The organism is Mesorhizobium sp. Cs1321R2N1, from assembly GCF_037179725.1.
In the GTDB taxonomy this organism is placed as follows: domain Bacteria; phylum Pseudomonadota; class Alphaproteobacteria; order Rhizobiales; family Rhizobiaceae; genus Mesorhizobium; species Mesorhizobium salmacidum.
In genome coordinates this window covers 1-6443 of record NZ_JAPYKP010000219.1, presented here as the reverse complement: position 1 = coordinate 6443, position 6443 = coordinate 1, and the positions used below count along the sequence as shown (strand labels likewise).

Below are 6443 nucleotides of genomic sequence, written 5' to 3'. Positions count from 1 at the left end.
GCAATCGGCGCTCGGGCAAAAGCCGGCCGTGGCGCGGGTGATCGTGCCGACACTGCTGCATCTGGCCGACCGCGTCGCCAGCCGGCTGCGCGCCAGGAACCGCCCCGGCCGCACGGTGACGGTGCGCGTGCGCTTTGCCGATCTCAGCGCCGTCACCCGCTCGATCACGCTGGAGCAGCCGATCTCGGCGACCGCCATGCTGGCCGAGATCGCCGGCGACCTGGTGCGCGGCGTGCTCGCCGATCATCCGCGGGAGAAGACCATCTCGCTGCTGGCGATCTCGGTGTCACATCTGGAGGAAAGCGCCGAACTGCAGCTCGACCTGCCGCTCGGCCTCGCCGACGAGAAGCGCCGCCCGGGCAGCCAAAAGGGTCTCGCCCGCTTCGGCGCCGACCGCGCCATCGACAAGATCCGCGAACGCTTCGGCAAACAGGCGGTCGGCTACGGCACGGTGGCGCTGGAAGCGGCCCGCTCGGTGCCCGACGAATTCAGGGAACTGGCGCAAAAGGAACTGTGAGCGAAGGAGCCCTCGCCGTCGCTCACGCCCCGACCAGCGTCCCGAACCAGGCGGCGCCACGGTCACGGCGGACAGCAGCTCGCGCTTCAACAGCACCGGCTTTTGGTAGACGCGAAATTGGGGAGCGGGTCAGTTTGCAGATCGCGGGCATCGTTGCAATGATCGAAGCGAAGCGAGCGGAGACGCCGATGACTGGCGGACCCTACAAGAAGAAAGTTGCCGTGTGACTGTCCTTGACAAGGCAAAGCAATGGGCGAAGGCCGTCAAGCGCGATGTGGTAGCCCTGTGGCTGGCCGCGCGCGATCCTCGCGTTCCCTGGTACGCCAAATTTGCCGCCGGCGCGGTCGCCGCCTACGCGCTCAGTCCTATCGATCTGATACCCGATTTCATTCCCGTACTTGGATATTTGGACGACCTGATCATCGTACCAATCGGCATCCTGCTTGCTGTGAAGTTGATCCCCGCCGATCTGATGGCGGAGTTTCGCGCGGAGGCCATTCGCCGATCCAAACCGACCAGCCGCGGCGGTCTCGCATTCATCGTCGGAATTTGGATTCTGATGGCCGCCGCGCTCATCTGGTTATTCTGGCCAGATCGCTCGGCTTAGATTTCATCGCTCGACCGCACGGCGGACCACGAATGATGTTGGTGGCCTGTCGAAGGACCCACGTCAAAGCCGCGCGGTGCCGAAAATCCGGTCCCAGAATATCGAAGTCACGCCGAAATTGGCGTTATCGTCGATATGGTGGTGCACCGCGTGGCGGCGCTTGAGCGTATAGAGATAGCTCGCATGGGCCGGATGCCAGTGATGGATCATGTGGTGGACGCTGATGTACCAGAGATAGCCCAACATCAACCCGCAGCTCACCGCGCTGGCGGTCGCGAAGTCCGAGACCATCCAGACAGGCAGGAACGCCACCAGCGCATGCACCCCGAGGCTGAGCCAGGTGGGCGTGCCCACCGGGCTGCGCTCCTCGACATGGTGACGGTCATGCAGGTCCCGGATCCAGGGGACGTGGTGCAGCACGAACCGGTGCAGGACGTATTCGATCAGCGTCCACAGGCCAAGGCAGATCAGCGCCGTGCCGATCCAGTCCGGCGCGCTTTCCTCTCCGGCCTCGATCAGCCCGGCCACGCCCAATATGGCGATCACCAGGGGATAGACCACGAAGTCGCTGTAGTAGCCGATCAGACCCAGCTGCATTCAGACGCCTCACTGACTTTCGACGCCGCCCCAAAAAAACGATGCTATCAGATTGCCGGACTCGCGCATGAGGTGCAATGCAGACGCGACTGACATAGCGTCGCAATTTCCCGGTGCAAGGTCGGCAATGGTCAACGCAGGATCGGCCGGCTTCGCACCAGTCCCGCAAACGGACGTGCAAACATGGCAAAACGCAGCGCGGGCCTGCTGATCCATCGCCGCGGCGGTAATAGCATCCAGGTGCTGCTGGTCCATCCCGGCGGCCCATTCTGGGCGAAGAAGGACGATGGCGCCTGGTCGATCCCGAAGGGCCTTGTCGACGAGGGTGAGGACGAACTGGCGGCGGCACGACGCGAGACCGAGGAAGAGCTCGGTATAAAGGTCGAAGGCCCCTTCGCCCGCCTTGGCGACTACCGGCAACCGGGCGGCAAGATCGTCATAGCCTGGTCCGTCGAGGCCGACATCGATGTGGCCAGTATGAAGAGCAACACCTTCACCATGGAATGGCCGCCCCGATCCGGAAGGATGAAGGAATTCCCGGAGGTCGACAGAGCCGGTTGGTTCACGTTGGCCGAAGCCGAGGTGAAGATCCTGAAGGGCCAGCGCCCGATGCTGTCGGATCTGGTGGAACGGCTCGGGGCGGCATGATGCGGTCGCGATAAGCTGCCAACCACCCCTAGGAGCGGGGAGATTGGCTTTCGTTCCTCAAACTTCGTCGCCCCGTCACAGTGCGCCATCGGCATGCGCGATACGTACCGGCGTAAGTGGCACCGGGCATCGCATCTGCGATGACCGCGCCAGTTACCCTGCCAGTTGCGACACATCGCAAGGCGCTGGGATTGACGTGCACGCCCGCTCACTGCAATCTACGTTAACCAGCTGTTTACCATGCCGCGGCTGAGATCGGGGGACAGTTTGGAACCGTTCATGGATGCGAACCTCCTGAATTGGGACGATCGGGCCGAACTGCACGCGACCGACAGAACAGGCAGCTATCGTATCGAGAACGTGCTGGCTGGTGGATCCAATCTTTATGAGCTGGAAACGCGCGAGATTGGTGACTTGTTCGGCAAGGACATCGTCCATCTGCAGTGCCACATCGGGCTCGACACGATCAGCCTCAGGAATCTCGGCGCGGGCAGTGTGACCGGCCTGGACTTTTCACCAAGGGCGATAGCGGCGGCGCGAGTTTTCGCCTCCAAGGCGGGCAGCGATGTTCGCTTCGTGGAAGCGCCACTATACGAAGCTGTCGAAGCGCTCGACCGGACCTATGACATCGTCTACGTTACTTGGGGATCGGTGAACTGGCTTGACGATGTCTTCCGTTGGGCCCGGGTGGTTGCCGATCTTCTGCGGCCCGGCGGCCGGCTCTATATGGCCGAAGGCCATCCCTTGATGTTCCAGTGCAATCGCAAGGCTGCTGCGCTCGAGTTGAAGGACGATTGGCGAACGCCTGTAGCGCGACCGCTCGTCTGGAACGAGAAGCGAACCTACACCGGCGATGAGCGCACCTTGAAGCATCCTCGCTACTATGAATGGATCCATCCGATCAGCGACGTGGTGAACGCCTTGATCGCTGCGGGCCTGACGCTTGATTTCCTCAATGAGCACGACACAGTGTCCTGGCAGCACTTTTCATTCGCGGTAAGGGCCGGCAAGGATATGTACGGCCTTCCCGAAAACGCTCCCAAGATTCCGATGGCCTATTCAATCGGGGCAACCAAGCGCGGCGTCGGGACGTATCGGATCGTCAAGAAGAAGCTCGACAGCCACTAGTTTCGTATTTGGCAGGTTCTGGTGTGCGTTCTCCATGCAGCAGCCTCCGAAGGCGGAAAATTTTTAAAGATTGTGAAGGTCAAAATTAAGTTGTTGCGAGCTAATATTCCCTTGATGAGGCTCGACCAGAGGGCCTGAGAAGCACAGGGAACATTGCTTTATTGGCTTTTTTCGCCAGTATGATCGCCCGCGTTAAGGCGGGCGTCTTTTCACCGGCAAGGATTCCGGTGGCGATCGCGGTTGTGGTTATTGCCGTTTGCGCGGTGCTCGCCGACCACCAAAACAAGATCGTTTCGGATCAGGTCGCCCGCGCGGACGTCCTGGCCAAGGTTAATGTCGTTCGCGCCAAGCTCGAAGGGGAGATCAACGGCAACCTTCAGCTGGCGCGAGGACTGGTCGCGGCAGTCACGACCGAACCCTACATGGGACAGCAACGTTTCACTGAGCTTGCCAGCAGACTGTTCAACGAAGAGTCCCAGCTTCGCAACATTGCCGGCGCGCCCGACCTAGTCATTTCCTTGATGTACCCGATGGCCGGCAACGAGAAGGCTATCGGCCTCGACTACCGCAATAACGACCAGCAGCGTGCGGCGGCGTTGCGTGCGCGCGACGAGCGCAAGCTCATTCTTGCCGGCCCGGTCGATCTGGCGCAGGGAGGGCAGGCCTTCATCGGCCGATTTCCGGTGTTCGTTAAAAGCGCGGGCAACACCGAACGGTTCTGGGGCATCGTTTCCGCGGTCGTCGACGTGCAGCGCCTCTACCAGGCAAGCGGTCTTCTCGACAAGGAGCTCGGGATCGACATAGCCCTCATCGGCAATGACGCCCTTGGCACGAAAGGAATGCGGTTCTTCGGTGACGAACAGGTTGTCAAAAGCGATCCTGTGACGGCCGACGTTCTTTTTCCATCGGGCTCCTGGCAGATCGCTGCGATTCCCAAGGGCGGTTGGCCCGCCACGCCCGCCAACGCCTGGCGGCTCCGGGCGCTCATGGCGGCAGCAGCGGCGCTGATTTTGATTCCCTTCCTGGCGGCGGGCCGCTTGATCAATGAAAGGCAGCGAAACTACTGGGAACTGAATCGGCTGTCGCGACGGCTGGAACTTGCCCTGGAGGCCTCGGCCATCGGCGTTTGGGAACACGACCTCGAAACCAACCATCTTGCTTGGGACGATCGCGTCAACGAGATATATGGCAGGGAGGCTGATGGCGGACCGCGCGGATATTCCGACTGGGCCGGGGCCATTCATCCCGACGATCTGCCTCGGGCGCTTACAGACTTCGAAAGTGCCGTGACCGGACGAGGCACATATTCATCGGAATACCGGGTTGTTCGTCCAGGCGGCGAAATTCGCCACGTCCGGTCCAGGGCGATCTTTTACGAGACCGCGAACAATTCGCCACGAATGGTGGGGGCCGAATGGGACGTGACGTCCGATGTAATGCTGAACACCGATTTGGTTCGCGCAAAACAGCTGGCCGAGTCAAAAAATGGGGAACTCGAAGCTGCCAAGGCGCGCACGGAACATGTCGCCATGCACGATTCGCTGACGGATTTGCCCAATCGGCGCTACCTGGACCAGGTACTGGATGATTACGCGGCAAAGGCCAGGCTGAACGGCGGCCATGCCGCACTGCTTCACGTCGATTTGGACCGCTTCAAGCACATCAACGATACGCTCGGCCACGCAGCGGGCGACGCGATGCTGGTGCATGCGGCATCCGTTCTCAAGTCCAACGTCGGCGATCGAGGTTTCGTCGCTCGGGTTGGAGGAGACGAATTCATCGCGCTCTGCACGATAGACGATGACGATGCCCAGGCGGCCGCACTCGCGGACCGCATTATCGAAGAGATGCGGAGGCCCGTTTACTACCACGGTCACCAGTGCCGTTTTGGCGTCAGCGTCGGAATTGCAATCGACGATGGTACGAGCGCCGATACCAGACAGCTGCTGGTAAATGCCGATATCGCCCTCTACCGGGCAAAGAGACGTGGTCGCAACCGGCATGAATTCTTCAGCGACGAGTTGCAAAGCGAAATCGTCAACACGAAGAGAATTGCCGACGAAATTCTCGCCGGCCTCGAACGAAATCAATTCATCGTATTCTACCAGCCTCAATTTAGCGCCAGGACGCGGGAGATCGTGGGAGTTGAAGCGCTGGCGCGATGGAACCACCCTGAGAAGGGCATTCTAACACCCGACGTTTTCCTGAAGACCGCTGAAGAACTGAACGTCGTCTCGATAATAGACCAGAAAATCCTGCAGCAATCGCTTTTGGATTTCGAAGCATGGTCCGCGCAGAAGATTGGCGTTCCGCGCATGTCAGTCAACGTTTCGGCACGACGCCTTCACGATGAGCAACTCATAGCGAGTTTGCGAGATCTCAACATCAGGAAGGGAACGTTCTCCTTTGAGCTCGTCGAATCCATCTTCCTCGACGACAACGATGACCTGGTCACATGGAACGTCGAGCAGATCAAGCAACTCGGCATCGACATCGAAATCGACGATTTCGGCACCGGCTACGCCTCAATCGTCAGTCTGCTCAAATTGCAACCTCGCCGCCTGAAGATAGACCGCCAGTTGGTCGATCCAATTGTGAATTCGCCCCAGCAGAGGCAAGTCGTGTCTTCGATCATCGAAATCGGCAAATCCCTCGGCATCGAGATCATAGCGGAGGGTGTGGAGACGATGGAGCACGCCCGTCTGCTTAAAGCGCTTGGCTGCGACATTCTGCAAGGCTATGCCTTCGGGCAACCCTTGGATTCCGACGGGCTGAGAAGATTCGTTCTATCCCGTCGGTTGTCCGTCGCCGGCTAATTCCGTTCCAATTCCTAGGCTGACCTCACCCGAACCGTGCCGCCGTCCACGCCCCGCCGGCCGCGTTCGACTCCACCGCGGCGGCGACGAACTTCACGCCGCGCGCGCCATCGATCACGTCGGGCACCTG

At 60.5% G+C, this 6443-nt stretch carries 6 protein-coding genes; 5 read left to right on the top strand and 1 reads right to left on the bottom strand.

Annotated features, from left to right (window positions below):
* The coding region (locus tag O7A61_RS30410) for a DinB/UmuC family translesion DNA polymerase (protein ID WP_442921132.1) at positions 1–517 on the top strand (517 nt) is incomplete at its 5' end.
* Between the two features lie 223 nt (positions 518–740).
* Positions 741–1124: a YkvA family protein gene (locus O7A61_RS30405; RefSeq protein WP_337132894.1), complete on the top strand. Its 384-nt coding sequence runs from the start codon at positions 741–743 to the stop codon at positions 1122–1124.
* A 63-nt stretch (positions 1125–1187) separates the two neighbouring features.
* On the opposite strand, the gene O7A61_RS30400 is transcribed toward O7A61_RS30405, so the two are convergent.
* Entirely contained in the window at positions 1188–1721 is a 534-nt protein-coding gene (locus tag O7A61_RS30400) for a sterol desaturase family protein (RefSeq protein ID WP_027141435.1), read from the bottom strand.
* Between the two features lie 183 nt (positions 1722–1904).
* On the opposite strand from O7A61_RS30400, the gene O7A61_RS30395 reads away from it, so the two are divergent.
* From O7A61_RS30395 to O7A61_RS30385, 3 genes are all read left to right on the top strand, one after another.
* A complete protein-coding gene (locus O7A61_RS30395) occupies positions 1905–2369 on the top strand; it encodes an NUDIX domain-containing protein (protein WP_337132893.1) in 465 nt (154 codons plus the stop codon).
* Positions 2370–2648: 279 nt separating this feature from the next.
* Positions 2649–3497, top strand: a complete 849-nt coding sequence (locus O7A61_RS30390; RefSeq protein WP_337132892.1) for a class I SAM-dependent methyltransferase — start codon at positions 2649–2651, stop codon at positions 3495–3497.
* Between the two features lie 179 nt (positions 3498–3676).
* The gene (locus O7A61_RS30385) at positions 3677–6313 is read left to right on the top strand and encodes a bifunctional diguanylate cyclase/phosphodiesterase (RefSeq protein ID WP_337132895.1); all 2637 of its coding nucleotides are present in this window, start codon (positions 3677–3679) and stop codon (positions 6311–6313) included.
* Positions 6314–6443 lie beyond the last annotated feature (130 nt).

What these genes read in the sequence shown, in the direction of transcription:
- O7A61_RS30400 (WP_027141435.1), bottom strand. Translation starts at nt 1,721, where the DNA reads ATGCAGCTGGGTCTGATCGGCTACTACAGCGACTTCGTGGTCTATCCC.
- O7A61_RS30395 (WP_337132893.1), top strand. Translation starts at nt 1,905, where the DNA reads ATGGCAAAACGCAGCGCGGGCCTGCTGATCCATCGCCGCGGCGGTAAT.
- O7A61_RS30385 (WP_337132895.1), top strand. Translation starts at nt 3,677, where the DNA reads ATGATCGCCCGCGTTAAGGCGGGCGTCTTTTCACCGGCAAGGATTCCG.
- O7A61_RS30390 (WP_337132892.1), top strand. Translation starts at nt 2,649, where the DNA reads ATGGATGCGAACCTCCTGAATTGGGACGATCGGGCCGAACTGCACGCG.